We start from the raw sequence: 26687 nt of genomic DNA, 5'->3' as shown, positions 1-26687 counted from the left end.
AGGCAGGCCTGCCAGGATGATCGTAGATCAAACCTGACAGGCCGCTGAGTGGCAGATGACAAATCTGTCAGCGAACCTTGAAGCGTCCCATGATTGCGCTGACGCGGCTGTTGGCTTCGAGCAACTGACGGGTGTTGAGTTCGCTGGTGTGGCCGCTCTGCACCAGCTCTTCGACCATGTGGCGGATCTGCACCATGCTGCGGTTGATCTCTTCGGTCACCGCGCTTTGCTGTTCGGCAGCGGTAGCAATCTGTGTGCTCAGGCTGTTGATGTGGCTGACCGAACCGGCCATTTCGTCGAGGCCGGAATTGACCCGGGCGGTTGCGTCGGCGGCCGACTGGCAACTGACCTGAGTGTTTTCCATGGCGCTGACCGACGAACTCACGCCTTGGGTCAGGCGGGTCAACATCTCGTTGATTTCCGAGGTGCTGGCCTGGGTGCGGGCGGCGAGGGCGCGTACTTCGTCAGCTACCACTGCGAAGCCGCGACCCTGCTCGCCAGCGCGGGCCGCTTCGATGGCGGCGTTCAGCGCCAGCAGGTTGGTCTGACCGGCGATGGCGCCGATCACGCCAAGGATTTCGGTGATGCGCTGTGCGTCCTGCTGCATGCTCTCGACTTTGCGCGTGGCGCTGGCGACTTCGTCGATCAAGGCCACGACGCTGTTGGAGGCCTCGCCGACGACGACCCGCGAGCGGTCGGCGTTTTCGTTGGCGCGCTGGGTGAAGGCTGCGGTTTCGGCGGCGTTCTGCGCAACGCTTTCGGCGGTCGAACTCATTTCGGTGATGGCGGTGACGGTCTGGTCGGTTTCCGAGGCGTGGCGCAGCAGGATCTGGCTGGTGTGCGCCGAGGTGCGTTGCAGATCATCAAGGCCGGACGCCATCGCGCCGGTGGCCTGGGTGACTTCGCCGATCATGTTTTGCAGGTAAACGATGAAGGTGTTGACCGAGTGGCCAATGGCGCCCAGTTCGTCTTCGGCGCGAATGGTTATGCGTCGGGTCAGGTCGGCGTCGCCGCTGGACAGCAGATCGATGTTGGCTTTGAGGGCTTTCATGCGCTGCACCAGTTGGCGGATCGCATAGAGCTGCAACAGCACCAGCAGGATCACCATCGGAATCTGCAACAGACTCAGCGTGCTCAGTACGTCATCGCGCTGAGCGGTGATCAGGCGGGTCGGCAGGGCGGTGGCGAGGAACCACGGCGTGCCTTCGATCGGACGCATGAAGAAGGTGCTGGCTTCGCCGTTATTGTCGAATTCGACACGCTGCGCCTGATCGCGTTTTTGCAGTCCGGCCTTGACCTGGCTGGCGAAGGTCGAACTGGCGGCGAGTTCGCTGATGTTTTTCAGGACGATCGGGCCGCTGATGCGCGAGCTATTACTGATGACCTTGCCGTCGGCTTCGACGATGAGCATTTCGGCACTCAGGTCTTTTTCCTTGCGCGCCACCAGGTCGTTGAAGAAGCCCAACGTAACGTCGATGGTCGACACGCCCCAGGTGCTGCCGTTTTTCTGGATGGCCATGGCGCAGTTGGTGCGCGGTTCGGCACTGGCGTCGTCTTTATAGGCTGCGGCCCATGCGCACTGACCGCGCGGGGTCTGCATGCCGCCCTTGTACCAGCTCTGATCGTAATAGTTGGGTGCCGCGTCGCTGTTCCAGAAGGTGTTGACTGCCAGTTTGCCCGAGGCATCGCGGTGCCAGAACGTGCTGAATTTGTTGCGCCCGGCTTCGCGCTGTCCCGGCAACGGCCAGATCCCGCCACCGAACACCTTCAACTCGCCGTACTGATCCACCAGCCCCGGCAGCACCGTGTCGATGGCTGCGCTGTCGAGCAGCGGAATAGTCTGGGTGATGCTGCGCTGCTGCGACTGCACCTTGTTCAGTTCGCCCTGAATCTGCTCGGCGACCTCGGCAATACGATTGAGCACCACTTGCTCTTCGGTGTGGCGCAGCTTGGGCGCAACCAGTTGGCTGATGCCAACCACCGTCAGCACCGACAACAGCAAGATGAACAGAACCAGAAACAGCGTATAGCGAGCCTGAATAGTGCGGAATGCGGGCATGGAGACCGGTCCTTGAGCAGGGATTCTTATTATCGGCGGAGAGAAAACAGCGCGGGGTTCTACTACTTATCGTCGTGGCGCAAAGAAGCTTGAGGTACTCGAGTACTAAAAAGTGCTTTGAAGACCAGTGGCAGGTATCGAGATCGATACATGAAGACTAACCAGACGGTTCATTAGTCTTAAAGCTGCAATCTGGTGATCAGGCCAGAGCCGACAAAAGTCAATGATTGCTAGGGGAGGCTGGTTTGTGTCCGGAATGTACAAGATTTGTAAAAAATATGAGAAAAGAGTTGGATCCATCTGTTCATCGACCGATACTCGCCGCAATTTGCAGTCGATCAATAAGGAAATACCCATGTCTTTCTCGCAAGGAACCCGCTCATGACGATCGGCCTTACTGGAACCTGGCAACCCAAGGCAGGTTTGCTGGTGCGCGATACTTCGGTTTCCGGCAAACCGGTGTCGCAAAACCTCAAGGTCAAGCAGATGCTGGCCCTGGTCGGTAACGATCCAACAGCGATCAACACCGCGGAGATGGACAAGCAGGGGTTGCACAAGGCAATCAGGGGTTTTGATCCGGAAAACGTTTCGACCAAACAGATGGGCAAATTGAGTGAGATGCTGCGCAGCCGCGGCCTGATCTCCGAGATCACGTCGATCAACCTGTTCAATGCCGGTGACAAGTTCGATCGCTTCGGCGTGCCGAAGGACATCGACGCCAAGTTCAACGCGCTGGAGTATTTCGCCACGCAACTGGACAACATCCAGAGCAACAATATCCAGGGCAACAAGTACGCCAACGCGTTGATCCCCGAGTATAAAAAAGCCATTTATGTGCTGCAGAACCTGAAGACCTACGGCCAGGGTGGCGAGCGCCTTCCGCCTACCGACAAGGGCGTCAGCGCCAAGGCCTGATGCTGGTTTGTGGCCCGTCCGATGACGGAACGGGCCTTGTCCTCCGATCAGCTTCCTTCAAACCGCGTGTTTTCCACAGATGATGACTGGATGCCCATCCGGTCATGCAGATCCTGCATGTGCGTACAGCGCAGCGCCATCGGCCGTGGTTGATAGCCGCGATGAAACAACGCCAGCCATCCTCCCCCCCTGTCGTCGGGCGCCAGTCCGGTGAACACGAACCCCATGTTCGATAGCGTGTGTTCTGCGGTGTCGAAACCTTGTGCCAACCTGAGCCGGATCGAGATCATCCAGTGCGCGGGCAGACGCTCTAGCTGCGTCAGCAGACTGGCGTCCAGCTCCTTGAACGTCCCGTCGTAACGGTCGGCATTCTGTTCGAGATGCACCGGGGCACCGATCCATGGTGACGCGGTCGGCTGCGTCCCGAATACTGCGCATTGGCGCAGCATGAAATCGCGACACGCCACGGGCCAGGCCAACGCCGGAATTGCGCGTTGATAACCGTCGATGGGTTGATAACCGATGAGCAGCGTCACCGGCTCCGACTCGCCATACGGAGATCGGGCGTAGTCAGGCAAAACGCCGATGTTGTGAAAGCCGAGGCGGGCAGCCATGCGTTGCGTGTAGTCATGGTGGGTGACCTGCTTGATCGTCACGCCTTGACAGCCCAGCGCCTGGGCGTGAATCAACAGGTGCTGTGACAGCCGGGTAGCGATGCTCTGGCCGCGGGTATCCGGGTCAACCACGGTCAATGCCAGTTCAGCGATACATGACCCTTTGGCGCGCACGAGTGTGGCATGCCCCAGCATCTGATCATCGGCCACCGCCACCAGTGAGTGCCAGCGACCCGCCGCGTGGTTCTGGTTGATCATGCATGGCAGGTAGACCTGAGGTTGCACGTAACAGTCGCCATAAACCTTGCGAAACAAATCGGTAACGGCCGAAGCGTCGCTCTTGCGGAAGCTTCTCAGAATCACGCTTTGCATGATGAAAGCTCCTGAGGCGAACTGTCGTACTCGCGCAGATCGATTACCTGGCGGTGCTTGCCCGAACGCGGATGGCGTGACAGCGCATCGACCGGGCAGCACTGCGTGTGCAAATCGAGGAGCTGATCGGCGCGCAGTTGGTCAATCAGTGGGTAGTGTTCGATCAACGCCTGGCGCAGTGCGCGATTGGCCTCGGCAGGTGTAAGCGTGGTGCCGACCGGCGCCCATTTCACGCTCAGCACATCTTTGCGCCCGGTCTGCTCGATGACCAATTGCCAGTCGACACTGCCAGTGCAGCGTTGCACGAGCTCGCCAAGCGTGCGGGTCAGCAGCGTCAATATGCCCACGCGCACACGCTGGCTGTCAGCGCTGCGGCCCATCAACGCGAATTTGCGCATGGGCGTCGCGCAAGGCTCGCGCCAGCAGGCCCGATCACCCACCGGGTAGCGGATCATTGGCATCAGGCGCCGCGTGAGGTTGGTCGTCACCAGCATGCCGATGCGATCACATTCAGTAATCACTTCGCCGGTGTGCTCGTCGATGATCTCCAGAACGCTGTGGCCATCCGGCGTTCGGTGTTCACCCAGGATGCAATCAAGATGACTGGCGCCGAGGAACCCGGCGTCGACGCTGGCGTAGCCCATCGAGGCAACGCGCACGTTGGGGAAGACCCGGCCGAGCAATTGCAGTTGCGCGGGGAACAGGCTTTCGCCGCCGTAGAGCAGGGTTTCAACGCCGTACAGCGTCTGGTCGTGTTGATCCAGCCACGCAGCGAATGTCAGTAGCTGTGCAGGTACGCCGGCCAACACATTGATCCGTTGCTGCGCAATCGCTTCGGCCAGAACTGCGGGCTCGACCATGCCGGTAAACGGAAATTCGACGACCCCCGGCCCTGCGTGTGCCAAGGCATCATGCACAAATATGAAACTGGCATACAGGTCGCCTACAAAGAACAGGTTCGCCACGCGGTCGCCTGCATTCAGTTGCTGCGCAAGACTGTTGCCGAAGTCTTGCACCAGCATTCGCCATTCTTCCCGGTCGAATACCGAAAACCGGCCTTCGCCGGTGGTGCCTCCGGTTTTGTAGATCAGTGCGTTGCTTACCGCGCAACTCAGCACTGGCCACTGGTCCAGATCATGGCTGTCTTTCCAATAGGCAACCGGGTCGACGATCGGCAGTTCGCTGAGCAAACGTATGTGTTCGGGTACGCCGGTGAAATGCTCGCGGTAAAAACTTGAATGCTCACGCGCGAAAGCGACCAGCTCGTTCAGTTCAATGAAGTCGTTCATGACGTTTGCTCCAGAGCGACCGTGCGAGTGGCGGGTGCAGATCGCGGCGGGCGCCGGTTATCGATCACCAGCGGTGTCTTGCCGCTGTGGGTATTTCGCGCGAATTGCCCTTCGTCGCAGACTTCAGCGTCCACGCGCAGCAACCCGGTCTGAATCACCGTGGCCAGTGTCGGGTAGTTCAGCAGTCGCGCATGCACCTCGTCTGGCGCTGTTGCGCTGCGCAACAGCATGCGTTCGAGTCCGTCATCCGCGTGATCCAGCACCAACTGAAACGGTGTTTGCAGGTGCTGCGCCAGTTCCGTCAGAGAGATGAAGTCCGTGCCGATGCGCAGCAGCTTGCCGTGGCGTTGCAGCAATTCGAAGCGTGGCGATGTGAGGCCGCATGCGCATGGACCGTTGACCCAGCGGCCGCTGTCGCCGATGTCGTAACGGTGAACGTGCTGGCCTTCGCGAGCGATTGATGTAAATAGCAGTCGACCGATTTCATCGCCGCTGACTGGCTGATCTGCCTCGAACGCGACTATTTCCAGATGCTGCGCGTCGCTCATCAGATGAAACACACCATCACCTGTAGCCGTGCAGGCATGGCCCAACGGGCCGGCATCGACGCTGCCGTAAATCGCCGAGCGAATCAACGTGGCGCCGCAGCTGTGCATCAACTGGCGGCTTTGCTCACCCATGTGCTCGCCGCCGAGGAAGATTTTTTCCACCCCGGCATAGTCGCGCAGTCGCTGCCCCTCATTGAGAAACAGGCGGTGCAGGGTGCTGGGCATACCGACCAGCGTTGTTACACGTTGATCGACGATCAGTTGGGCAATTTCGCTGTAATCGTCGTCGGCCGGCGCGCCCATCGGCAGATGCGTCACGTCCAGTTGCTCGAGGACCTTGGCGAAACTGAAGAACCCCCCGTACAAGCCACCGCAGAAGAACAGATTCATCACCCTGTCCCGGGCTGGATCGAGACCGGCGGCAAACAAACCGTCGGCCGCGGCGCGCATTTGCTGGTGGAAGTCGCGATAGCTGTAGCCCGCCAACGCTGGCACGCCGCTGCTGCCACCGGAGCGAAAGTACAGCTGCGCCGACGGATTGATCGGGTGCGCGGCAAACGCCTCTTTGCTCAGGATCGGCTGACCGATGACGCAGGGCGCTGATGGCAACGCGTCAAGTGTGGCATGGCGGGGCAATATCGCTGGCGACAGGCTGACCGACACCCGTCGGCTCAAGCGTTGCAGGGCGTAGACGCCATCGTGCGGCTCGCCATCGTAGCCGTCATGGATCGCCTCGATCGGCGTGATGCGGGTGATACCTGCCGCAATCAGCGTGCGCGACAATTCGGCAGATTCTGGCTCGGCGCAGATCAGTGCACAGCTTTGCAGGACATTGCGCCAGGGCAGCAGAGTGCCGCAGATGAGTGCCCGCGGCAGCGGTTTGAGCAGCAAGGTGCGAAACAGCGGCGAGGGCTCGAGTTGCCGGTCGTGCGCCCAGATCACCCGCCATCCCGCTGCGTGCCAGACCTGGCCGGCGGTCCCGGCGAAACTCCGGGCAAGGTTGGCCAGGGCAGTGCGGGTGGTGATTTCCGAGGCTTCCTGAAGCGTAGGCAGCAGGGCCGGCCATTGCGCGGCGCGGCGCTCGAAAGCAGCGGCCAGGCCCGCGCCGATTGCGCGCAATACAGCCTCGTCGTCGCTGTCCACCAACAGCCACTGCGGGCTGGAACAGGCTTGCTGATCGAGGCGGCAAACTTCATCCACCACGCCATCCAACACCTGTGGCGCGACTGCGTCCGGCGTCAGATACGCGCAACTGATGCGGTGCCCCCAGTCAATCCAGCGACAGCCCGCCGGGATCTGCTGGCGTATCGCTTGCAGCGCCGACTCGCCACCCCATGCCGATACGCCGTTGGCCATTTTGCACACTTGGGCGATTTGCGCCGTGCTGGTCGGCAGCACGGCAATGTGGCCGGCCAATTGGCCGCTGGGGTCGCACTGCAGCAGGGCGTGGAGCAGTTGCGCGGTCAGACCCCGATCACTGCTGCTGGGCCGCAGCCAGTTGATATTGCCCGCCAGCAGACCCTCGACCACCGCGCAGAATGCCAGCAGCGGGGCATTGCCCGGTGTGATATGCACCACCAGTCCCAAAGGACTCCAGCGTTCGAAGCGCGACTGCCGATAGTCGATTCGCCGCAATGACTCGGGATGCTCTCCCAGCTCGCGTCGAAGCTTGCGCAGCAGTGCTTGCGGCTGGCAGAACTCGATCAGTGCCAGACGTTGTTCCGGATCCAGGGGCAGTGCGGTTTCTGCGGTCTGTAGTCGCGCAGCGAAGGCGGTGACTGCCGTGATCACGGTCGCACTGTTCAACTCGCTACTCAGATGTTGCGGCAGTTCAAGGTGCAGATGCTCGAGTACGGACTCAAGGTTGCAATCGTCATGCAGTTGGCCGTTGACAAGGTACATATCAGTGTCTCCCCAGCAGTTCGGATGCCGCCATCGCGCAACTTCTGCCCGCCGTGGTCGCGGCGCGGCCCTGCAGTTCGAACCAGTCGCCAGTCAGGCCGCAACCGCAACTTTCGCCCGGGTACAGAGTGGCGAGATCGCTCATGACTACTGCATGTGCGGGACTGGATGAAATGTACGGTGAAACAAAACTCAGCAAACCCGGCTGGCCGTAGGGCAGGACAGCCGCGTCGTATGGACTGCGCACAAACACCTTTGCATACACCGGCACATGAAAATGATGGTTGGCACATTCGACATAAGGCACCGGGTGCTCGACCGCGCCGTAACCGTCGCGGCAGCGGGTCAGATCCATGCCCAGTTGTTGGTGCATCCGCTGGTACAACTGCTGACGGGGAATTTCTTGCGCGGCACGGTCTTTCCAGCCGCCGCCAAACAACGCCAGTGAATCAGGCGCCAGTTGCAGGTCCGCCACCCCGGTGGCGCGCATGCGTTGCAACACCTGCCAGAGGAACGCCGGGAAGCCGATGATCCGCACCGGCAAGCCTTGAGCAGCGAATGCCTGCAACGCTGCGATTACCCCGAAACCATCGAATTCATGCCCGCTGGCGGTGCGCCGCAGTGCATAAACCACCTGATTGACCGGCGCGAATCGACATAGAAACTGGTCCGTGTAAGAGGTGCCCAAAGTGATGTCGCCTTTCGGTTCATAGCTCAGCAGCAAGTAGTTGCACGGTGTCTGCGGGGTATCCCAGCCGTAATGATCGAAGATCCGCTGCACCATGTACTGCGCCGCCCGCAGACTGCGCTCGTCGTAGCGCATTCGGCTCTGCTGGCCGCTGGTGCCGGACGAGGTAAGCTCCAGCGCGTCGCGGCCGGCGGTGCTGAGCACTTGTTGTTGCTTGAAAAAGTTGGCATAGATCGGCGGTAATCGCGACCAGTCATCGAGGCCGTCGAGATCCTGCACGGCGAGTCCATTGGCGTTCAGCCAGTGCACATAACCCGGTGTGTGCTGGCTGTGAAACCGGCAGATTTCGGCCATCGCCTGGTCAAACAAACCTTCCGGCACGGAATCCGGGCAATAGGGATGCGGCAACGCACACAGCGCGTCGCTATGGGGGAGTTGAGTCATGGGAGTCCTTATTGTTATTCGGTAGATGCGATGGGCGGGGAAGTTCTCTGTAGAAAACGGTAAAGCAGCGGCAGGCTCGACAGGCCGCTGAGTGCGGCGCACAGCGCAAAGGATTCGAGGCCGGTTGCGCCGCCAATGACTGCAATCAGCGAACCGCCAAGCCCCATCACGGCAATCGAAATCATGCCGACGGCGGCGGAGACCAGTCCCTTGCTGTCATCACTGGAAAACAACGCCAGGCGGTACAGCGCGGCGTTGCTCATTCCCAGCCCCACGGCATACACCGCAAGACCGCTGATCAGCAGTCCGAGGGATGTGCCGAACAGTGCGCTGCCGAGCAACAGCAACAAGCCAAGGCAGAACGGCCACAAGGCGACGCGAATCAACTGCGCCAGTTCGCGTGAAGCCAGTAAACGGTCAAGGATCAGATTGCCGCAGATAACTGCCGAGAAAATCGGGATTTGCCACAGGCCATATTCCAGCGTGGACAAGCCCAGCAGTTGCACCAGCAACAGCGGCGCAAGTCCGATCCAGGCTATCAGTGGCAAACCCATCAGACCGAGGGCAAGGCACGCGCCGAGGAATTGGCGGTTGCGCAACAGCGCCAGGTACCGTCGACGCAACGCCTGCCCGGAAAACCGCATCGGTGGCTGCTGCCCGCCATCGCGGCGCATGACGCCGATGGTTTCCGGCATGCAGGCGTAGAGGCACAGCCAGACTGTCGCTGCGGCAAGGCCCAAGCCGAGAAACAGTCCACGCCAGCTCAGCCATTGGAGTAACAGAGTGCCGAGCAGAGGGCCGAGCAGTGGCGACAGTAGGGCGACGTTGCCGAGCAGGGCCATCAGGCGCACGGCATCTGCCTCGCTGAACACTTCCTGAAGCGCCGGATAGCTGACCGCCACGACGAATCCGATGCCCATGCCCTGCACCAGTCGTAGTGTGTTGAACACTGCGATGCCGGGTGCAGCGATCGCGGCTGCACAGGACACCGCGAAGAGTGCGCAGCCGATCAACAGCAGCGGACGCCGGCCGAAATGATCGGACAGTGGACCGATCAGCCATTGCAGGCACACGCCGCCGATCAGGTAAAGGTTGAAGGCGTTGGGGATATGCGCGGGGTCGGCCGCAAATTCTGCAGTGACCGTGAGCATGGCAGGCATGATCACGTCGCTGGCCATATAAGTCAGCAACTCGAACAAGGTGATGGCCAGGCAAAAGCCGAGCGTTTGTAACGGCGGGATAGTGATCAGTGTCCTTTGCATACGCTTCCATGTCGTTTGATTGGGAGCACAAAGGGTAGGGGCGCAGGTGCGGATTTTCCTACGCTGCAGGTACGACAAAAAATGTCTTCAGTTTGCCTGGTGTTGCAATGTACATAAGTCGCACGCAGGTGGGCGAATGGGACTACAGGCCGGGGATGATGGAGCCACAAACCCTGCCCACATTCATGCAGGCAGAGCTTGAGGTGCTAAACATTTTTTTGCAGTTGCTGCCGGATTTAACCCCGCATGAAGCCAAAGCTCTTCGTCGGCTGTAACATGAGACCCCGTTTGCGGCGGCGCATCCCCGTAACACGGTAAGCGCATGGCGTGCATGCCGATACAAACCGGATACATTTCCAAGCTTCAGGAACCTGTAATGACCAACTCGCAACGCTTGAAATATTCGATTCTGATTGCCCTGACGGTACTGGCGATCATGCTCGGCCTGTCCTGGCTGCAAAACGCCGGCAAAATCACTGAGCAGATGTTTCAGTACGTCGCCATCGGCGTGGCGGTAATCGTGGTAGTAATCAATGGCGTGATGCGCCGCAAGGTCAAGCCTTGACGGCGCCTGTCGCAGGCATCAATCGCTGTTGAGTACCGCGGCAGCCTGCGGGTGCAGGCTGTAGCTCTTGTCGGCATTGAAGGTGATCACGCCTTCGGCGCACAGGCGCTTGAGTACTTCGCGCACGCTGAGAAACGACAGCGGAATGTCCAGCTCGAGCAACTGGGTATGCACCCCGCGCACGCCCAGACGACGCTCGTCCTCGGCGGCGACCAGCAAGGCATCGAGGACTTTCAGCCGGATCAGGCTGGTGCGCAGGCCGAAACTCTTGAGCAGCACACGAATGCGCTCATTACCATGACGTTCGACCCGATGTTTGAAAACGCTGGCGCTGGAACCCATTGAAGCCCCTTGCGGCGCCTGGCTACCGTCCGTTGGTAGGTGTGGGGTGTACATGCGATTACTCCTTTCAGAGCCTGCTCAGGAAAAGTTTTTGGTTGCTCTCTGGGTATAAGACGAATCAGCTCGCAAAATCATGAACGGCAACATGTAGAAAATTTGTCGCCGATTCGTCGTTTCTCCGTAATCACGGCGCAAAACCCCGGGCCTGGGGGCTAAATTTTTTTTTCCGGCTTCGTTTCTTGGGAAGGCTCATGGCGCGTGGACGCGTGGGTGTTTTCAGAACGGATCCGGCGTGCCCTCGTACTTGAGCACAACACGCCCTTCGGCATTCTTCATCAGGAGCGAGCGTGATCAATACCAGACAGTTAACCGGCGTGGCCGTAGCCGGCATGTTTCTAGGACTGAGTCTGTCCGCACAGGCGTTCAGCCCGTCCACCGAGACCGGCGCGGATATCCGCCGGACAGCGTTCGGCGTCCCGCATATCCGCGCTGAAACCGAACGCGGCCTCGGCTTTGGCATCGGCTATGCCTACGCGCAGGACAACCTTTGCCTGCTGGCCAACGAGATCGTCACCGTCAACGGCGAACGTTCACGCTACTTCGGGCCAGAGCAGTTGACCGTTGAAGAACGCGAAAACCGTGTCAGCGACGTTTTTTTCACCTGGCTCAACACCCCGCAAGCGGTGCAGGCCTTCTGGCAGGCGCAGCCTGTCGAGGTGCGTGATCTGGTGGAAGGTTATGCCGCCGGTTACAACCGCTATCTGGCCGAACGCCGTCAGCAGGGCCTGCCGCAGCAATGTCAGGGCGAGTGGGTACGCGACATCGCCGCCGAAGATCTGGTCAAGCTGACCCGGCGGCTGCTGGTCGAAGGCGGTGTCGGCCAGTTCGCCGAAGCACTGGCAGGTGCAACGCCACCGCAGGCGACCGCTCAGGTTCAAAACCACACTCGTTCCTATGAACTGGCTGATGCGCGCATGCAACGCTTTGCACTGGACCGGGGCAGCAACGCGGTGGCTGTGGGCAGCGAGCGCTCGTTCAACGGCCGCGGCATGTTGCTGGCCAACCCGCACTTTCCCTGGGTCGGTGGCATGCGCTTCTATCAGATGCACCTGACCATTCCCGGCAAGCTCGATGTGATGGGTGCGGCGTTGCCGGGGTTGCCGATGATCAACATCGGGTTCAACCAGCATGTTGCCTGGACGCATACGGTTGACTCGTCCAAGCATTTCACCTTGTATCGTTTGCAACTTGATCCGAAGGATCCAACGCATTATCTGCTCGACGGCAAATCCCTGCCGTTGACCAAGCAAACCGTGACGGTGCAGGTCAAACAACCCGACGGCCAGCTCGTGCCGGTGGCGCGTGATATCTACAGCTCACAGTTCGGCCCGATCGTGCAGTGGCCGGGCAAACTCGACTGGGACAAGCAATACGCCTATAGCCTGCGCGACGCCAACCTCGATAACGACCGCGTGCTCAAACAGTGGTACTCGATGAACCGCGCGGCCAATCTCAAGGATTTGCAGGATTCGGTACACAAGATTCAGGGCATTCCGTGGGTCAACACCCTGGCAGTGGATGATCAGGGCCAGACTTTGTATATGAACCTGTCGGTGGTGCCGAACGTCAGCGCCGACAAACTGGCCAAGTGCAGCGATCCGCGTATTGGCCTGGAGATGATCGTGCTCGACGGCTCCAATAGCGCCTGTGCCTGGGACATCGATCCGCAAGCGGCGCAGAAAGGCATCTACGCCTCCAGCCAGTTGCCGCAGCTGCTGCGCAAAGATTTCGTGCAGCACTCCAACGACTCGGCCTGGCTGGCCAACCCGGCGCAGCCGTTGACCGGATTTTCGCCGCTGATCAGCCAGGAAGGCCAGCCGCTGGGCTTGCGTTCACGTTTTGCACTGGATCGACTGGGTGTCTTGAGCAAACACGGCGCTGTGTCGGTTAAAGACCTGCAACACATGGTCATGGACGATCAGGTGTACCTCGCGACTCAGGTGGTGCCGGATCTGCTCAAGTTCTGTGCTGGTGATCTGGGCGCGGATGCGCCTGCGGTAAAACCGGTGTGTGTGAGCCTCAAGGATTGGGACGGTCGGGCCAATCTGGATTCGGGAATCGGGCTGATGCACTTCCACAGCATCATGCAGACGTTGCAGCAATCCCCGGATGTCTGGCGCGTGGCGTTTGATCCGAAGGATGCGCAACACACCCCGCGCGGGCTGGCGGTAGAAAAACCTGAAGTGGCCAAAGCCGTGCGCGAAGCGATGCTGGCGTCAGTCGCTTCAAGCGAAAAAACGGGCTTGAAACCTACGACCCGTTGGGGCGATGTGCAAGTGGTCAGCAGCGGCGGCCAGCAAACGCCGATTCATGGCGGTCCGGGTACGCTGGGGATCTACAACGCGATCCAGAGCGTGCCGCGCGAAGATGGCAAACTCGAAGTGGTCAGTGGCACCAGTTATCTGCAGGTGGTGACGTTCGACAAGGATGGGCCGCACGCTCAGGGCCTGTTGGCGTTTTCGCTGTCGAGCGATCCGGCCTCGAAGTACTCGCGCGATCAGACCGAGGCGTTCTCGAACAAGCAGTGGAGCGTACTGCCATTCACTGAACAGCAGATCAAGGCTGATCCGCAGTATCAGGTGCAGTCCGTGCGCGAAGCGTCGGACCTAGCGGGGAAGGTGGTCAGCCAGTAACGGTTAGACCAGCTGCGCAAGAAGGCCGCCTCCCTCTCGGGACGCGGCCTTCAGCTTTTTGGCGGTTGTTGCGGCATTGAATTGATCACCGGGTTGCCTTCCTTGTTGCGCGTCAGATAGACCGGCAACACGCGTGGCAAAGAGCTCACCAGGCTGTTGAGTTCCTTGACGTTGTAGATGCCACCCACGCGGATATTGCCCACGCTGCTTTCGCCAAGCATCAGCGGCTTGTCCAGATAGCGGTTGATCAGTGGCAGCGCCTCGCTCAGCGCCAGGTTATCCAGTACCAGCTTGCCGTTACGCCAGGCCAATGAGCTGTCGTTGGCGTAGGTCTGGCTGATTTGCGGCATGTAGTCGCCAGGCTTGTAGCGAGCCTGCATCGATGGCCCGAGGCGCAGACCATCGCCGGACAACTGCGAATTGCTGGCCACCAGCACCGAACCTTCGACCAGGTTGACCTTGACCTGATCTTCGTACAGCCAGACGTTGAAACGTGTGCCGGTGACGCGAATCCGGCCTTCGCCGGCCTTGACGATGAACGGATGGCTCATGTCGTGGCTGACTTCGAAGAACGCTTCACCCTTTTTCAGGGTGACCCGGCGCTCATCCTTGTAGTTGCTGAAGGTCAACTCGGTATTGAGGTTGAGCTCGACCTGGCTGCCGTCGCCGAGCGTTACGTGGCGGACGTTATCAGTGGATGCGAAATGCTCGAAGCTGTTGGGCAGCCAGCCGAGATTCCATCCCGCGAATGCGCCGAGCGGCAATGCCAGCGCGCAGACCGAAGCTGCCAACGCGTAATGGCGCCAGGATTTCAGCGGTTTGCCGATTGGCGCGACCAGCGCAGACTCCGGGCGCGGCAAGTGCTCGGCGACTTGCCAGATTTCCAGCATGGCTTCGTACTCGAATGCGTGCAGCGGATGCGCAGCAAACCACTGTTCGAAGGCGTGGCGCTCTTGAGCACTGCAATCGACGGCATGCATACGCATGCACCAATGCGCGGCGGCATCGGTAATGGCATCGTATTCGGCTTCCGAGAGGGTGTCTTGGGTCATTGACTCATCCTGATTTCGCGCATTCTACCCTTCAGCGGAGTCTGCCGAGAACATCACTCATGGCAATTACCCATCAAAGTGGAACTTATTTTTCACTCAGGCGCCCAAAAACCAGGACGTCCTGTTACCACTATCCACAAATGGAGTGAAAAAATGATCAAAAGAACTTTGGCTGCCGTGGTTGCTACTGCCAGTCTGTTGAGTGCCGGTGCCGCGCTGGCCGACCGCCCGGGCGCCGGCTGGATCACCATCGAAAAAGCCATCGAAACCGTCAAGACCAAGGCCGGTTATGTTGAGGTCTACGAGATTGAAGCCGACAACAACGGCTATTGGAAAGGCGAGGGGCGCAAAGCTGACGGCGTGGTCTACGAGTTCCGCATCGACGGCGCCTCCGGCAATGTACTGCGCGATCAGAAAGACTGATTCAGCGCATCACCAGCAAAATGCGCAGGTATTGCACCTGCGCATTTTTTTTGCCTGTATCAAGGTGTCGGCACTGTATCCAGTTGCCGGCCGACTTCGCAGATCAACCGCGCGATGGAATCGGCATTGCGCAAGATGACGTCGATGCGCACGTCCGGTGACTGTCGATCGAGGAAGGCATTGCGCGCCTCGTTCATGGTCTTGCTGTTGGTCAGTTTCAGGATGTCGCTACTCATGTGTTTCACATCCGGGATGCTTTCGAAGCTGATCCAGTCCTTGACCTTGGTGTTCCACTGCGCAAACAACTGTGTACGCGGCGTCGCCAGTGACAAGGCCATTTTCTGCGCGTCCTGCAAATCGATCTTCATATTCGAGCCGTTGCGGGTTGCGCTCGAAATGAGGTCAGCAAAGGGCTCGCGTGCCCTGACCGTGGCAATGTCCCAGGCTTTGCTGAACTGATGGGCAAACTCGTGGATCAAGGTTGCAGCTTGTGCATGGCCGTCTATATCGAACCAGCGCGCAGTGACATTTGCGTAGTCATGCAATTGCTGGTCAAAAAAGTGTTGGGTGAAATGCACTTTTTTCTGTTGGTCGCCATCCAGCACGAAGGCAATCACGTCATGCAGATACCGGGTCGAGCCGACAATAAAGCGCTCGGTGTTGAGCAGTTCATCATTGGGATCCACCAATGCGCTGCAAAGCGGCTCGATGGCTTTTTTGATTTTGACCAGAATCGGTGCGGTGATTTGCGGCACGTCAAACAGATCCATGAGAAAACGGTTGACTCGCCCTCCGGAGACAGCGATGTCGAGGATGGCCAGGTTGTGCAGGCAGTTGAACGCATAGTACCGAGCGAGGTCGACCGCATGCCCCAGCACTCTGGCCTTTTCCGGAAAGCGTTGGTTGATTTCTTCCATTCCCTCGGCTTCGATATTCAACATGGTCCGGCGCACGGTTGAGTAGGTGCTGCGGTTGACCATTTTCGAGATGGCTTTGCCGTAATGCACGGTTTGCCCCGCCGTGACCTGCACCATGCGCGAGCCGCTCTTGACCAGCGTCGGGCCGCGTTTGTCATCGCGCGCCAGTTGCCAGCCCTCGCTACTGTTGACCACCCCATAGACCTTGCCATCAACCTCCGCGTAATTGCGGTTGTTCGAGGTCTGGCGGTAAACCGCATCGGTGGCGCTGTGCTTCAGATCTTTGAGTGCGACGTCGGTGACTTCGAAAGATTGCAGCGCAGTGCGTTGCGGCGCGGTTGATTCAATCTGCGCCAGGTTCGGGGCAAGGGGTGTCTGGGTCTCTTCAACGGTTGCTTCAGCCAGCCCGGAATCGGCAGACAATTCCGGCAGCAGGCCCACCAGCACCATTTGCGCCGCGCCTTCGATGAACGACTTCAGTGCGCGTTTCCAGTGATGGTTCTGCAGCGCCTCGGCGGAGTCTTTGAATTCGTCGTAGGCCTGCCAGAGAAAACGGAAATACGCGAGTTTGCCCTGGAGCATCTCCGAGGATTGTCTGATTTCATCGCTGAACAGGACTTTGGCGGTCTCCCAGTCAAATTGCCCGTCGCTGTGCTTCTGCGCCCCGAGCATCTGCGTCAACAACCCGAGATTGTCCTGATACAGCTGCTCGAGCAGATTGCCACCGATCGCAACATTGGCCAGTTTGATCTCGCTGGTCTGACCGAGTGTGGCGGTGAGCAAGTTGCGAAACACTGCTTGCTGCGCTTCGGGCAAGCGCCGCAGCAGCAGGTTTTGCAGAGATCCGCTGGTGTTGAGCGCGCTGATCAATGTCTGTTCATCGGCGAATTCATGGAAAGCCTGCTCGGTATAGGGCGCGTAAAGCACCAATGGGCCCTTGTGCCCGGCACCGGGAATAAACACATACAAACCCAGTGCGGTGACCGCCTGCGCACCGACGGTTTTCACCAGCGCCAGCGGACAGGCAATCGCGTGGGCACCCGCCACGGCGGCACGGGCGATGGCGTCGGGCATGTCGAGTACCTGACGGATGAAACTGAACGCGGTATCAGACAAATGTTGCTGCAGTTTCAGGGCATGCGCATGTTGCAGCAGTTGCCACGGCAACTGACGGAAGAAGCGCTGTTTGCGCGCAAGGCCGTCGACAGTGCCGACCGACAACGCATCGGTGACTTTTTTGCCAAAGGTTGCGGGTATCGTCAGCGACAACAGCAGCTGTGTAACCGCACTCTGATCCAGCCCGGCCGGCAACGCGTCGGTGGTTTTGGAGGCTACTTTGAAACCCGTCCCCTGGGCGATGTTGATGTGATTGAGCGCGAACTCCACCAGCGTGCGGGCCGGCCCGGCCAATGCCAGGTTGGGGGTGATTTCGATGTGGTGCGGGTTCAGTTGACTGCCGGGGAAGCGGTTGTCGAGCAGCGTTTGCAACGCTTGTTCGACATACCCGACCAGCGACGGAACGCCGCTCAGGTAATCCTTGGCGTCGACGACACTTTGTTGCCACTGCTCAAGAAGCTCGACGTGCAGCTTTTGCTCGGCGACTGGCGCCATGCCCAGCCATGCGGGATAAGTCTGCTGCGTGGCGATGGCCCGGGCATGTTCGGTGGAGCGCTTGAGGTTGGTGTGCAACGGCACGTCGCGCAGCAAGGCCAGGGCTGCGTTGCGCTTGACTGGATCGGTGACGTGCTTGCGCAGCTGTTCGCAGCGACCGAGAAAGTGCTCGATGGTCGATTGCATGCGGTTGTGCAGTACGTTGTGTTCGATGAATTGAAATTCGGCCAAGGTGTAGCGCTGATGGGGCAGATGCTGCGCGGGCATAAGGTTTTCCAGCAGTGACAAACGTTGCACGCTGTGCAGCAAGCGCCGGTCAAGCATGCGCTGGGCGACCGCCACGGAGGCAAACACTTCCAGACCCAGCGCGGGCGTCCATAGCACCGTGCGCCCGGAGTGTTGCACGTCGAGGCCGCCGCGCTCGGTCATCAGCAGGCAATGAGCGAGTGGCAGCAAGCTCTGTTGGCCGGCGGATTTGAGCGTGAGCGCATAGGCATCCGGGCGAAAGCCATCCAGCGCCGGGCGCAATGCGCGGCTCGGCTGATCGGCATTGATGACCGTGTTGACGATCGCCTGCACTGAGGCCGGAAGAGTGCCGCTCAGCGCGCGAAGCCGGGCTTCAGCGTTTACCCCGACAGACCAGGCATGCGCCAGATCCGCGCGCATCTGTTCGAGAAATGGCCGCTGGACATCCATGGTCGCCATGGGCTGCGTCTTGAGCATTTCCTCCAGCGGGCCTTCAAGGCTGGCGAAGGTCTTGATCGCGGCGAGGGCCTTGTCCGCCAGCACCAACGACGGCTGCTGATTGCCGGACAACACCGGATGGGTGCTCCAGCGTCCTGCGCTGTCGAGTCCGAGCAAGCGCTGATGAATCATCGAGCGAATGTCCAGACTCTTGTCGAACAGCGCCTGCAGGTTGACGTGGCCATCGCTGTGGCGAAATACCTGCAAGGCGTAGTCGATGTTCTGGCGTTGCTTGGTGATGATCAATTCAAAAAGCATTTTGAAGGTTGCGCCGGCCATGCGCTCGCCGGATACCTGCGGCTCGTGGAAACCGATAAAACGCTTACGCTCCTCCAGACCGAGGAGGCCATATAGCTACTCTTCGTGCCCCTTGGCCATGAACTTGCTCTGCAGCGTCTGTTTCAGATCCTGGTAATCGTTGAGCAGTTGCAGGCCCTGCGCCGGCGTGTACAGATAGGCATTGGTGTCGCTGATCATCAATGACCCGGCGAGTTCGACGTAGTTGGCCGGGTGCTCCCACAGCCGCACGGTTTCCGTCAGGGGCCGATGCGGGCCATCGGCCATCGGTCTGATCAGTTGATGCAGCGCATCGAACTGGGCCGGCTCCAGGATGCCGGTCTCGCGTTTGCCCATCCATTCGGCGCAGGCTTGATCTTGCAGCACCTGGGCGAAGAAATCCCGTCGCGGCGAACCGTCGGCAGACGGGGCGTCCCAGTAACGCTCCAACTGCCGAAACCACAGTGCCGGCAATTTGCTTGACGCACTTTCGACGGCGTCCTCCCATTGTTGCTGATCTTTATCTGCCGCCTGCCGGGCGGGATTGGCGAACTCGCGCAGCGCGGCGCCCGGCCAGCGTTGGTGGCGATAATGCAGCAACACCGCGTCGCTCAGGCTCATTGATTCGAGCCAATGTTTGTCGGTTGCTGCGTCGTCGGCGCCGACCGTGTAAAAACTGACGCGCGTTCGGCTCTGCTGCAAGGCCCCGAAGTGCGCTTTAAGCAGTTCATCCAATACGCTGTCCAACAGCGCAGTGAGGGCAGGCAGTTGCTTGAGTTCCTCGCGCATCGCTTGTGCATTCAGCAGTTGGCCTTGGCGGATGGCCGAGGTCTGATCTTCGAATACATCACCCTCTATGGTACTGAACGTCAGTGAAAGGCTGTCTGCGTCCAGCAGGCGTTTACGCTGGGCCATGGCCAGAAACGCGAGCAGATTGTCCTGATCGTCTGCGTCTTTCAGGCGTTGTTCGAGCTGCAGTTTGAGGCTCGCACGGTCGGCGTATTTCTTGATGCCGTCGTACGGTGTGTAGAGGATCAGGCCTTTGTCGCCTGGTGTTTCGCCGAGGACAAACGCGCCAGGCAGGGGCAGGGGAATCTGGTCGCCGAAGTTGAGCATGATGCGCTCGGCGTGCATCGCCGGAGTCTGTTCGCTGCGCAGGGTGGCGGAGCTGAGTTTGGCGTGAGCCAGCCACTTGAAATCCTGTTCCGACAGGTCGTGGGTTAGCCCCAGTTCGCGCCACAGGCCGGGGGAGTTGAAGGCTTCGGGGAATAACAACGGTTTGCTCGGTGCTGACATGGTCGAGTCTCGCAGGGGGCACGTTCGCACGCACCGTGGGTCGAGGCTCAAGGCTAGAACCGGCGATGACCGCGCAGGTGGTAGATAGATATTGCGGGGTTGACAGGCCACGGGCCGCACGTGATTAATCCCCTCGCGGCTTGCTCGTTCGCTGTTGTTCCCTCCAATAATTATTCTGGAGCTTCAGATGTCTGCGCCACACGATCATGCGAATTCGTCGACGCTTTCCCTCGACGAACTGACCCAACTGCTTGAAAGGATTTTCACCCGTCACGGCACCTCCGCCGAAGTCGCGCGTACTTTGGCCGCGAACTGCGCCAATGCTGAGCGCGACGGTGCCCACAGCCACGGGGTGTTCCGGATTCCCGGTTATGTCTCGACCCTCGACAGCGGCTGGGTCAATGGCCAGGCAGTGCCCAAGGTCGAGGACGTTGCCTCGGGATTTGTCAGCGTCGACGCCGATAACGGTTTTGCCCAGCCGGCATTGGCGGCGGCGCGTGGGTTGCTGGTGGAGAAGGCGCGCAGTGCCGGGATCGCGGTGTTGGCGATCCGCAACTCCCATCACTTTGCCGCGCTGTGGCCGGACGTCGAGCCGTTCGCCGATGAAGGGCTGGTGGCGCTGAGCGTGGCCAACAGCATGACCTGCGTGGTGCCGCATGGCGCCGACCGGCCGCTGTTCGGCACCAACCCGATTGCCTTTGCTGCACCGCGTGCCGGTGGCGCACCGATTGTCTTCGATCTGGCCACCAGCGCCATCGCCCACGGTGACGTGCAGATCGCTGCGCGCAAAGGCGAGAAGCTGCCGGCCGGCATGGGCGTCGACAGTCTCGGCCAGCCGACTTGCGATCCGAAAGCCATTCTCGAGGGCGGCGCGCTGCTGCCGTTTGGCGGGCACAAGGGCTCGGCATTATCGATGATGGTCGAGTTGTTGGCAGCGGCGCTGACCGGGGGCAATTTCTCGTTCGAATTTGACTGGTCGCAGCATCCAGGCGCCAAGACGCCGTGGACCGGACAATTGCTGATCGTCATCGATCCGGACAAAACCGCCGGACAAAGTTTTGCCGAACGCAGTCAGGAACTGGTCAGGCAGATGCATGGGGTAGGGCTCAAGCGCTTGCCGGGTGATCGGCGGCATTTGCAGCGGGCGAAATCGTTGGCCGAAGGAATCGTGCTGGATGCGCAGACATTGGCGCAACTGCGTGGACTGGCCGGGATATAAGGGATCGCGGATATGAAAAAGGCGAGCCAACCGGCTCGCCTTTTTTATTCGTGCGTTACTCAGCGACGGCCAAGCAACAAACCGACCACCAGACCAAAACCGGCCGAGATCGCCACGGTTTGCCATGGATGCCCGCCGATATAGCTTTCGGTGGCTTCCACCACCGGTTTGGTGCGTTCGCGCACGCTGGACACCGAATCCAGCGCCTGCTGCAATTTCAGGGCAACTTGCCCACGCAGCGACTCCGCTTCTTCGCCGACCAGTGAGGCGCTGCTCTTGAGCAGTTTTTCCGACTCTTCGATCAGAGCCTGAAGTTCGCTGAAGGCCTGATCCTTGATTTGGTCTTGAGCGGCTTGCGTGGCGGTTTTCCGGGCCATTGGGTGACTCCTTGCAGTTGAATGGACAGTGAACAATGGAGTGTTTGGCGGTGCAAAAAGTTGCAGCGATTTTGTGCCTGAAAGAAAAACCAGCGCGGGAGATTTCCGTTCAGCGTGTAAGATGTCGCCATTTTACGCAGCAGGTATTTCCCCATGAGTTTCAATCTGGCCGACAAATCCCTCGCCGAGCGCGCCGCGCTGGAAGACGAGAAATCCCGTCTGTTCGAACTCTGGCAGAACAATCTGGGCAAAGCCAAAGGCGAAGCTGCTCGCTTGTTCGGCGAACGCGCCAAGCGCAAGGGCAAGTGGTCGGAGTGGGTGCGGGCCGAACTGGACGGCATGTCGCCGCCGGAATTCGCCAACATGGTGCGCAGTGAAGTCAATCGCCTGATGGCTGCGAGCAAGTAACGCGCTGTCAGTCTCTGACGAAACAGGCGGCAATCGCCTCGCGTACTTTCAGTAGCACCGGGTCGATCTGCGTGCTGGTGCGCCAACCCAGTTCGATCGGGTAACGCGGCAGGGCCAGCGGGCAGGGCAGTAAGGCCAGCCCGCTCATCGACGCAATGGCCTGTGCCGCGTGTGCCGGGATGGTGGCGACGGCCGCGCTGCCCTTGAGCAGATGCGGCAACGCCGCGAAGTGCGTGGTCGAGGCGCACACCCGGCGGCTCAGACCCAGCGTCGCCAGGCCTTCGTCGGTGATGCCAATGAAGCCGCCGGACGACACCAGAATGTGCTCGCGAGCCACGAACTCTTGCAGACTGATCTGCTGCTGGCCAGGCGCAAGGCTCGCCGGATCCATCAGACACGCGTAACCCCCTTCACCCAGCACCTGACGACTGAGCAGGCGTTCAGCGAACCCGCCGGCGGTGATCGCCAGATCGATGCTGCGCTCCATTAACGCAGCGCCGACGATCTGACTGTGGGTTTGGCGGAATATCAGCCGCAGCTTCGGTGCGCGAAGGGCGATTTCTTCGATCAGGCGTCGTCCGTAGGCAATCTCGAAATCATCCGACAAACCCAGCGTGACGGAACGCCCCTCGAAGTGATTGGCCGCTGGATCAACCATTGCCAGGCTTTGCCGGCATTTATTCAGTGCTTCGCTGACCACCGGTTTCAACTGATTGGCCTTGAGCGTCGGCGCCAGGCCGCGCCCGGTGCGCACAAACAATTGATCGCCATACACCTCGCGCAAGCGGCGCAACGCCGCGCTGACGGCCGATTGCGTAACACCGAGCCTGAGCGCGGCGCGACTGGCGCTGGATTCTTCGTGCAGGGCTTCAAAGACTTTCAGCAGGTTGAGATCGATATTGGCGATATTCATTTGGTTCATATCATTCAGCAGTGAATCGGGCTTTCTCGATGATCGCGTGCGGCCGGAGAATGGGCAACCCTGAAGCTTACGGAGTAAGAGTAATGCCCAAATCTATCGTTGCAGCCCTGCAAATCGGCGCCTTGCCCGGTGGCAAGGGGGAAACCCTGGAACAGATTCTCAGTTGGGAGGCGGCGATCAGCGAATCCGGGGCGGCGTTGGTAGTGATGCCCGAAGCGTTGCTCGGCGGTTACCCGAAAGGTGAGACATTCGGCACGCAACTCGGCTACCGCTTGCCTGAAGGACGCGAGGCTTATGCGCGCTACTTCGCCAACGCCATCGATGTGCCCGGCGCCGAAACCGAAGCGCTAGCCGGACTGTCCGCACGGACTGGCGCCAATCTGGTGATCGGCGTGATCGAACGCGCCGGCAGCACCTTGCATTGCACCGCGCTATATTTCGATGCGCAACATGGATTGATTGGCAAGCACCGCAAATTGATGCCAACCGGCACCGAGCGGCTGATCTGGGGCAAGGGCGACGGCTCGACGCTGCCGGTGTTCGACTCTCAGGTCGGTAAGCTCGGCGCAGTGATCTGCTGGGAAAACATGATGCCGCTGCTGCGCACGGCGATGTACGCCAAGGGCATCGAGGTCTGGTGTGCGCCTACGGTTGATGAGCGCGAAATGTGGCAGGTGAGCATGCGCCACATTGCCCATGAAGGACGCTGCTTTGTGGTCAGCGCCTGTCAGGTGCAGGCTTCGCCTGAGGAATTGGGGGTGCAGATTGCCAACTGGCCACAGGATCGCCCGCTGATTGCCGGCGGCAGCGTGATCGTCGGGCCGATGGGCGACATTCTCGCAGGGCCATTACGCGGTGAGGCCGGGTTACTGACTGCTGAAATCGACACCGACGAACTGATCCGCGCCCGCTACGACTACGACGTGGTCGGCCACTATGCGCGGCCGGACGTGTTCGAACTCAGCGTCGACGAGCGCGCGAAACCGGGCGTGCGTTTCAACATTTAACTCTGGGAAAACTGTGTAGGAGCTGTCGAGTGCAACGAGGCTGCGATCTTTTGATCTTTTTTTTACAAGCAAAATCAAAAGATCGCAGCCTTCGGCAGCTCCTACAGGGGGCGGTGATCACATTCGGGAAACAGTCACTGCCGTTGCAACCATTCATCCCGAGTGATTTCCCAGATTTCATTCGGCAATCGCCCGCTGACGAAGTCGCCGTCATCACTGCGAACCATGCGCATGCCGGCACGCTCGGACAGTTTGCGCGAGCCGATGTTTGGCGCAGCTTTGGGCACGCGCATTAGCGGCCGTTCGAGCGTTTCGAACCAGTAGCGCGTCACCGCCGCAGCGGCTTCGGTCATCAAACCCTGACCTTGCCACGCAGGCGCGAGCCAGAACCCACGGTTGTTATCCGGTGCGTCCATCAGGCTCACATTGCCGATCAATTGCCCGGGGGCGGATTTCAGGCGAATCGACCAGTGCCACTCCGTGCCGGCAGCAATTGCCGGCAGCGCGATATCGCGCAGGTAGGTGAGGGCGCCGTTTTCCGGATACGGCCAAGGCACGAAGGCGTTCAGATAACGCACCACTTCCCAGTGTGGAAATTGCTGCTGGACAGCGACGGCATCCGCCAACACGAGTGGACGCAGAATCAGCCGTTCGGTGTACAACGTGGGTGTGTCGTCCATAAGCCTGCGGCCTCCATTCCTTTGCGTATTAAACGACGCAGGCTAACGCATTTTTACCAAGTGGCCGCAGTGGCTTTGGGCAAACTCAGCTTGCCGGTATCGACAAAACGCATGGTGCCGAACAACCCGCCCGCGAGTTTGCCGCGCAGCACGTAGGGCAGGTTGTCGAGAGTTTGTGTCTGGCTCAGGCCGAGGGTCTGGCGCAGGACCGAGAACGCCGAAATGCTCACCGGCACGCTGACCACGGTTTCCGAGAAACGCGGGATGGAACCGCTCTGATCGCTCACACCCGATGCCAGCGAATGACCGTTGACGTCCAGGTCCAGAGCGATGCCGTTGTAATCAATGGCGGTGTCGTTGGGGTTCTGCACCCGCAGCTTGATCGCGAAGCGCACTTCCAGCTCCTGACTCGGCAGCGGTTCGAGGCCGACCACGTTGATGTTCACCGGGTCGCGGTTGGGGAACAGCGCACAGGCGCTGAGGGACAGCATGAGCAGGGACAGGATGACGGCGTGCAAGCGGCGCATAAACAGTCTCTCGACAAAAAAGGGCTGAACCGTTGCCGGCTCAGCCCTTTTTGCGAGGGGCAGAGTGTCAGCGGTTCAACTGTGCGACCGCTTCAGCGTTCGCGGGTTCAGCCTGGGCGGGGTTTTCCATCACTTGCAGGATAGAAGCTTCCGGGTCGAAGTCGTCTTCTTCCAGCTCGATAAATTCTTCCGGCAGGAAAATATTCAGCAGGATGGCGCACAACGCACCGACGGTGATCGGCGATTCGAAGATGTTGCGCAGCGCCTGCGGCAGGTCGCGCAGCACTTCCGGCACCGCGGCGATGCCCAGGCCCATGCCCAGCGAGATCGCCACGATCAGCATGTTACGCCGATGCAGGCCAGCCTCGGCGAGGATCTTGATGCCGGCCACGGCGACGGTGCCGAACATCACCAGTTCAGCGCCACCGAGCACCGGTTTTGGCATCAGTTGCAGCACCGCGCCGATCATCGGGAACAGCCCGAGCAGCACCAGCAGACCGGCAATGAAAAACGCCACGTAACGACTGGCCACACCGGTCAGTTGAATCACGCCGTTGTTCTGCGCGAAGGTCACCATCGGCATGCTGTTGAACACAGCGGCCATTGCCGAATTCAGGCCATCGGCGAGCAGCCCGGATTTGATCCGGCGGATGTACAGCGGACCTTTGACCGGCTGACGCGAGATCATCGAGTTGGCGGTCAGGTCGCCTGCGGCTTCCAGCGGCGACACGAGGAAAATCACCGCCACCGGGATGAACGCCACCCAGTCGAAATTGAATCCGTACTTGAACGGCACCGGCACGCTGAACAGCGGCACCTCGGGCATGTTGGCGAAATCGACCACGCCCATCAGCCACGCCACCACATAACCAAAAGTCAGGCCGATAACGATCGCGCCCAGACGCAGGAACGGCACATCAACCCGGTTCAACACCACGATGGTGCCAAGCACCAGTGCCGCCAGAAACAGATGGCTGGAGGCACCCAGATCCGCCACGCCAAAGCCGCCGGCAATGTCGGTCATCGCCACTTTGATCAGCGACAGGCCCATCAACGTGATGATGGTGCCGGTGACCACTGGCGTGATGAGCATGCGCAGTTTGCCGATGAACTGGCTGAGCACCACTTCGATGAACGCGGCGAAAAAGCACACGCCGAAGATCGTCGAAAGGATTTCATCGGTGCCGCCACCACGCGCCTTGACCATGAAGCCGGCGCTGAGAATCACGCTGATAAACGAGAAACTGGTGCCTTGCAGACACAGCAAACCTGAGCCTACCGGCCCGAAACGCCGCGCCTGGACGAAGGTGCCGAGGCCGGAGACGAACAGCGCCATGCTGATCAGGTAGGGGATTTCGCTTTGCAGGCCGAGGGCGCCGCCCATGATCAGGGTCGGGGTGATGATGCCGACGAAGCTCGCCAACACGTGCTGCAGCGCGGCAAACACGGTCGCGGTGAGGTGCGGACGGTCGTCGAGGCCGTAGATCAAATCGTTGTTGCGCAAGGCTTTTTCAGAGACGGTCATGGTGGTTTGC

General features: G+C 60.0%; 22 protein-coding genes. 7 read left to right on the top strand and 15 right to left on the bottom strand.

Features of this window, described 5'->3' with window-relative positions:
• Positions 1 to 67: 67 nt before the first annotated feature.
• Positions 68 to 2059 carry a methyl-accepting chemotaxis protein gene (locus tag ACP7BN_RS01035; RefSeq protein WP_426200930.1) on the bottom strand — a complete coding sequence of 664 codons (1992 nt, stop codon included), beginning with the start codon at positions 2057 to 2059 and terminating at the stop codon, positions 68 to 70.
• A 381-nt stretch (positions 2060 to 2440) separates the two neighbouring features.
• Here ACP7BN_RS01035 and ACP7BN_RS01030 point away from each other — a divergent pair, with 381 nt between their 5' ends.
• The gene (locus tag ACP7BN_RS01030) at positions 2441 to 2974 is read left to right on the top strand and encodes a hypothetical protein (protein ID WP_420649881.1); all 534 of its coding nucleotides are present in this window, start codon (positions 2441 to 2443) and stop codon (positions 2972 to 2974) included.
• Between the two features lie 47 nt (positions 2975 to 3021).
• On the opposite strand, the gene ACP7BN_RS01025 is transcribed toward ACP7BN_RS01030, so the two are convergent.
• The 5 genes from ACP7BN_RS01025 to ACP7BN_RS01005 are packed head-to-tail and all read right to left on the bottom strand — an operon-like array spanning position 3022 to position 10093.
• A complete protein-coding gene (locus tag ACP7BN_RS01025) occupies positions 3022 to 3960 on the bottom strand; it encodes a GNAT family N-acetyltransferase (RefSeq protein WP_426200929.1) in 939 nt (312 codons plus the stop codon).
• Positions 3948 to 5249: a phenylacetate--CoA ligase family protein gene (locus ACP7BN_RS01020; protein ID WP_426200928.1), complete on the bottom strand. Its 1302-nt coding sequence runs from the start codon at positions 5247 to 5249 to the stop codon at positions 3948 to 3950. The genes ACP7BN_RS01025 and ACP7BN_RS01020 overlap by 13 nt, the downstream gene beginning before the upstream one ends.
• A complete protein-coding gene (locus ACP7BN_RS01015; RefSeq protein WP_426200926.1) occupies positions 5246 to 7699 on the bottom strand; it encodes an aldehyde dehydrogenase family protein in 2454 nt (817 codons plus the stop codon). Before ACP7BN_RS01015 ends, ACP7BN_RS01020 begins: the two co-directional genes overlap by 4 nt.
• A 1-nt stretch (position 7700) precedes the next feature.
• Positions 7701 to 8831 carry an acyl-protein synthase gene (locus ACP7BN_RS01010; RefSeq protein WP_426200924.1) on the bottom strand — a complete coding sequence of 377 codons (1131 nt, stop codon included), beginning with the start codon at positions 8829 to 8831 and terminating at the stop codon, positions 7701 to 7703.
• Between the two features lie 14 nt (positions 8832 to 8845).
• Positions 8846 to 10093, bottom strand: coding sequence for an MFS transporter (locus tag ACP7BN_RS01005; protein WP_426200923.1), 1248 nt, complete (start codon positions 10091 to 10093; stop codon positions 8846 to 8848).
• Positions 10094 to 10469: 376 nt separating this feature from the next.
• Here ACP7BN_RS01005 and ACP7BN_RS01000 point away from each other — a divergent pair, with 376 nt between their 5' ends.
• The gene (locus ACP7BN_RS01000) at positions 10470 to 10658 is read left to right on the top strand and encodes a hypothetical protein (RefSeq protein ID WP_420649874.1); all 189 of its coding nucleotides are present in this window, start codon (positions 10470 to 10472) and stop codon (positions 10656 to 10658) included.
• 18 nt (positions 10659 to 10676) lie between these two features.
• Here the strand turns inward: ACP7BN_RS01000 and ACP7BN_RS00995 are convergent, their stop codons facing one another.
• Positions 10677 to 11054 carry a fe2+ zn2+ uptake regulation protein gene (locus ACP7BN_RS00995; protein ID WP_420649873.1) on the bottom strand — a complete coding sequence of 126 codons (378 nt, stop codon included), beginning with the start codon at positions 11052 to 11054 and terminating at the stop codon, positions 10677 to 10679.
• 335 nt (positions 11055 to 11389) lie between these two features.
• Here ACP7BN_RS00995 and ACP7BN_RS00990 point away from each other — a divergent pair, with 335 nt between their 5' ends.
• Positions 11390 to 13693 carry an acylase gene (locus tag ACP7BN_RS00990; RefSeq protein WP_426201556.1) on the top strand — a complete coding sequence of 768 codons (2304 nt, stop codon included), beginning with the start codon at positions 11390 to 11392 and terminating at the stop codon, positions 13691 to 13693.
• A 50-nt stretch (positions 13694 to 13743) separates the two neighbouring features.
• Here the strand turns inward: ACP7BN_RS00990 and ACP7BN_RS00985 are convergent, their stop codons facing one another.
• On the bottom strand, positions 13744 to 14745 hold the full coding sequence (locus tag ACP7BN_RS00985; RefSeq protein WP_426200921.1) for a FecR family protein: 1002 nt from the start codon (positions 14743 to 14745) through the stop codon (positions 13744 to 13746).
• Positions 14746 to 14898: 153 nt separating this feature from the next.
• Here ACP7BN_RS00985 and ACP7BN_RS00980 point away from each other — a divergent pair, with 153 nt between their 5' ends.
• Positions 14899 to 15168, top strand: coding sequence for a PepSY domain-containing protein (locus tag ACP7BN_RS00980; RefSeq protein WP_420649870.1), 270 nt, complete (start codon positions 14899 to 14901; stop codon positions 15166 to 15168).
• A gap of 59 nt (positions 15169 to 15227) precedes the next feature.
• On the opposite strand, the gene ACP7BN_RS00975 is transcribed toward ACP7BN_RS00980, so the two are convergent.
• On the bottom strand, positions 15228 to 18719 hold the full coding sequence (locus tag ACP7BN_RS00975) for a dermonecrotic toxin domain-containing protein (RefSeq protein WP_426200920.1): 3492 nt from the start codon (positions 18717 to 18719) through the stop codon (positions 15228 to 15230).
• 75 nt (positions 18720 to 18794) lie between these two features.
• Positions 18795 to 20012 carry a hypothetical protein gene (locus tag ACP7BN_RS00970; RefSeq protein WP_426200918.1) on the bottom strand — a complete coding sequence of 406 codons (1218 nt, stop codon included), beginning with the start codon at positions 20010 to 20012 and terminating at the stop codon, positions 18795 to 18797.
• 187 nt (positions 20013 to 20199) lie between these two features.
• On the opposite strand from ACP7BN_RS00970, the gene ACP7BN_RS00965 reads away from it, so the two are divergent.
• Complete coding sequence (locus tag ACP7BN_RS00965) at positions 20200 to 21231, top strand: Ldh family oxidoreductase (RefSeq protein WP_426200917.1); 1032 nt, start codon at positions 20200 to 20202, stop codon at positions 21229 to 21231.
• Positions 21232 to 21290: 59 nt separating this feature from the next.
• Here ACP7BN_RS00965 and ACP7BN_RS00960 read toward each other — a convergent pair whose 3' ends face one another.
• Complete coding sequence (locus ACP7BN_RS00960; RefSeq protein WP_420649867.1) at positions 21291 to 21608, bottom strand: DUF883 family protein; 318 nt, start codon at positions 21606 to 21608, stop codon at positions 21291 to 21293.
• A 153-nt stretch (positions 21609 to 21761) separates the two neighbouring features.
• On the opposite strand from ACP7BN_RS00960, the gene ACP7BN_RS00955 reads away from it, so the two are divergent.
• Positions 21762 to 22016: a hypothetical protein gene (locus tag ACP7BN_RS00955; RefSeq protein ID WP_426200916.1), complete on the top strand. Its 255-nt coding sequence runs from the start codon at positions 21762 to 21764 to the stop codon at positions 22014 to 22016.
• A gap of 7 nt (positions 22017 to 22023) precedes the next feature.
• Here ACP7BN_RS00955 and ACP7BN_RS00950 read toward each other — a convergent pair whose 3' ends face one another.
• Complete coding sequence (locus tag ACP7BN_RS00950) at positions 22024 to 22938, bottom strand: LysR family transcriptional regulator (RefSeq protein WP_426200914.1); 915 nt, start codon at positions 22936 to 22938, stop codon at positions 22024 to 22026.
• An 83-nt stretch (positions 22939 to 23021) separates the two neighbouring features.
• Between ACP7BN_RS00950 and ACP7BN_RS00945 the strand changes: the two genes are divergently transcribed.
• The gene (locus tag ACP7BN_RS00945) at positions 23022 to 23945 is read left to right on the top strand and encodes a carbon-nitrogen hydrolase family protein (protein ID WP_426200912.1); all 924 of its coding nucleotides are present in this window, start codon (positions 23022 to 23024) and stop codon (positions 23943 to 23945) included.
• Positions 23946 to 24079: 134 nt separating this feature from the next.
• Here ACP7BN_RS00945 and ACP7BN_RS00940 read toward each other — a convergent pair whose 3' ends face one another.
• From ACP7BN_RS00940 to ACP7BN_RS00930, 3 genes are all read right to left on the bottom strand, one after another.
• On the bottom strand, positions 24080 to 24625 hold the full coding sequence (locus ACP7BN_RS00940) for a GNAT family N-acetyltransferase (protein WP_426200910.1): 546 nt from the start codon (positions 24623 to 24625) through the stop codon (positions 24080 to 24082).
• A 53-nt stretch (positions 24626 to 24678) separates the two neighbouring features.
• The gene (locus tag ACP7BN_RS00935) at positions 24679 to 25152 is read right to left on the bottom strand and encodes an LEA type 2 family protein (RefSeq protein ID WP_426200909.1); all 474 of its coding nucleotides are present in this window, start codon (positions 25150 to 25152) and stop codon (positions 24679 to 24681) included.
• 67 nt (positions 25153 to 25219) lie between these two features.
• The gene (locus tag ACP7BN_RS00930; protein ID WP_426200907.1) at positions 25220 to 26677 is read right to left on the bottom strand and encodes a nucleobase:cation symporter-2 family protein; all 1458 of its coding nucleotides are present in this window, start codon (positions 26675 to 26677) and stop codon (positions 25220 to 25222) included.
• Positions 26678 to 26687 lie beyond the last annotated feature (10 nt).

Source organism: Pseudomonas sp. TWP3-1 (genome assembly GCF_049896625.1).
Lineage (GTDB): Bacteria > Pseudomonadota > Gammaproteobacteria > Pseudomonadales > Pseudomonadaceae > Aquipseudomonas.
The sequence above is the reverse complement of the archived record's forward strand: the minus strand, read 5'-3'. Positions and strand labels throughout refer to the sequence as shown.